This is a genomic window from Caulobacter sp. P1_B12_2 (assembly GCF_056406675.1).
On sequence record NZ_JBFTZS010000633.1, the window covers coordinates 1 to 1,968 of the forward strand.

The window sequence follows — 1,968 nt, forward strand, 5'->3', positions numbered from 1 at the left end:
CTGTTGCCGTCCTTGACCGTCGGGTCGAAGAAGTCGCGGCCCAGCTCCAGATAGGTGGCGATGGCCTTCAGCACCCGCACGCCCAGGCTGTCGAGGGCTCCGTACATCCAGCCGACATTGTGGTGGAAGCTGGGGATCTCGGCCGGCCAGACATTGTCGGCCATGTTGGCGCGGAACGGGTGGCCCGGCGGCAGATCGCGGCCGACGTGCCAGAATTCCTTCAGGTCGTAGTGGGTGGCGCCCTTGGCGGTCTCGATGCCGAACGGGATGTAGCCGCGCGAGCCGCCCGACGCCCCGGCGTACTGCTTCTTGATCTCCACCGGCAGGGCGAAGAAGGCCTTGGCGTCGGCGATAGCCGCATCGATGCGGGCCTGCGGCATGTCGTGGTCCGAAATGACCGCGAAGCCGTAGCGCTGGAACGACGCGCCCAGCGCCTGGGCGAACCTGTCGAAATCCTTCGAATACAGGGTGAACGAGACGGGTTCGATGGCGGATGCGGACACGGGCTGGAGCCTCGACATTAGGCGGATGGAAATTAGTAAGACCAGACTTACTACACCGGCCGGGGCCAAAGCGCCAAGGGGCGGCGCCGGGGCGTTGGCGGGGGGTGCGAAGGCCCTGTTCATCCCAGGGTCATCGGCCGGAGTGGAACTTGACCATGGACAGGGCGTTCTGCCCGCCGAGGATCGCACGCCGTGGCGTGGGATCAAGATCGTCTGAACGGGTTCGAGAGAGAAAACGACCATGATCAAAAAGACCGCCGTCGGCGTCGCCATGATGGGCGCCCTGGCCTTGGCCGCTTGCACCACCACCGATCCCTATACGGGCATGCCGGTCCGCAACAACACCGGCACGGGCGCTTTGACCGGGGCGGGCGTCGGCGCGGTCCTGGGCTATCTGACCAACACCAACAAGGGCGAACAGGGCCGCAAGAACGCCCTGATCGGGGCCGGCATCGGCGCCCTGGCCGGCGGCGCCGTCGGCAACTACATGGACCGCCAACAGGCCGATTTCCGCCGCAGCCTGGAAGGCTCGGGCGTGATGATCCGCCGCAACGGCGACCAGATCGTGCTGATCATGCCCAGCGACGTGACCTTCGCGGTCGACAAGTCCGAGGTGCAGCCCAACTTCACCCGCGTGCTCGACGACGTGGCCCGCACGCTGAACGCCTATCCGCAGACGACCATCGACGTGGTCGGCCACGCCGACAGCAGCGGTCCGGACGACTACAACCAGACCCTGTCGGAGCGCCGCGCCAGTTCGGTGGCCGGCTATCTGACCGGCCCGGGCCGGGTGATCGCCGACCGCGTCTTCGTGGCCGGCCAGGGCGAACGCCAGCCGATCGCCACCAACGACACCGCCGAAGGCCGCGCCCAGAACCGCCGGGTCGAGATCATCCTGCGGCCGCTGACGAAGTAGGGCTTTCCTGGGGGCGGGCGGCTCACGCCACCTGCCCCCTACGGACCGTGAAGCGGTCAGGTGGGGACAAATGTTCATCGCCGCGGACGTCCGGTCCGCCTAAGGCTTCATGGCGTCGGCGCGGCTTTCCAACAGGCCCGGCCGATGCGATTTCATCTCCGCGCGCCACGCCAACAGGTCGGCCCTCGCCGGCCCCTTCGGCGTTTTGCCGAGTTGCTCGTCGATCTTGGCCAGGATCGCGTCGTTCAGGGCCAGCGCGGCCCGGACCCCTTCGATCATCAGGACCCGAAGGTCGTTGCCTCGGCGGATCTTGCGGCGGCGGGGCGGCTTGGACTTGGGCATGAGGGTCTCCGTCCTGGAAGGCGGGCGCGGGTCTTCGACCTCGRGCTTTCGCTGGCGAGTGGGTGRGGAGGCGCRGAGCGGTCCGGGCCGAGCCCGGATGACCGTGGGTTTGAATGTGCGTTTCGGCTTGGCTCGACCGCTCCGCGAAACCGTTCTTCTCAAGGGACGGCGACTGAGGGCTTGTTTCATCCCGATCGACGTTTCCCC

3 protein-coding genes are annotated in these 1,968 nt (G+C 67.3%); 1 reads left to right on the forward strand and 2 read right to left on the reverse strand.

The window, feature by feature from the left end; all coding sequences use genetic code 11:
• Positions 1–503, reverse strand: a 503-nt coding sequence (locus AC1DZ6_RS24285; protein WP_477099667.1) for a 2-oxoglutarate and iron-dependent oxygenase domain-containing protein, incomplete at its 3' end; no start/stop codon positions are given.
• 241 nt (positions 504–744) lie between these two features.
• Between AC1DZ6_RS24285 and AC1DZ6_RS24290 the strand changes: the two genes are divergently transcribed.
• On the forward strand, positions 745–1,419 hold the full coding sequence (locus tag AC1DZ6_RS24290; protein ID WP_477099668.1) for a YiaD family glycine zipper/OmpA-like lipoprotein: 675 nt from the start codon (positions 745–747) through the stop codon (positions 1,417–1,419).
• 99 nt (positions 1,420–1,518) lie between these two features.
• On the opposite strand, the gene AC1DZ6_RS24295 is transcribed toward AC1DZ6_RS24290, so the two are convergent.
• A complete protein-coding gene (locus AC1DZ6_RS24295; protein WP_477099669.1) occupies positions 1,519–1,761 on the reverse strand; it encodes a hypothetical protein in 243 nt (80 codons plus the stop codon).
• Between the last annotated feature and the right edge of the window lie 207 nt (positions 1,762–1,968).

What these genes read in the sequence shown, in the direction of transcription:
- AC1DZ6_RS24290 (WP_477099668.1), top strand. Translation starts at nt 745, where the DNA reads ATGATCAAAAAGACCGCCGTCGGCGTCGCCATGATGGGCGCCCTGGCC.
- AC1DZ6_RS24295 (WP_477099669.1), bottom strand. Translation starts at nt 1,761, where the DNA reads ATGCCCAAGTCCAAGCCGCCCCGCCGCCGCAAGATCCGCCGAGGCAAC.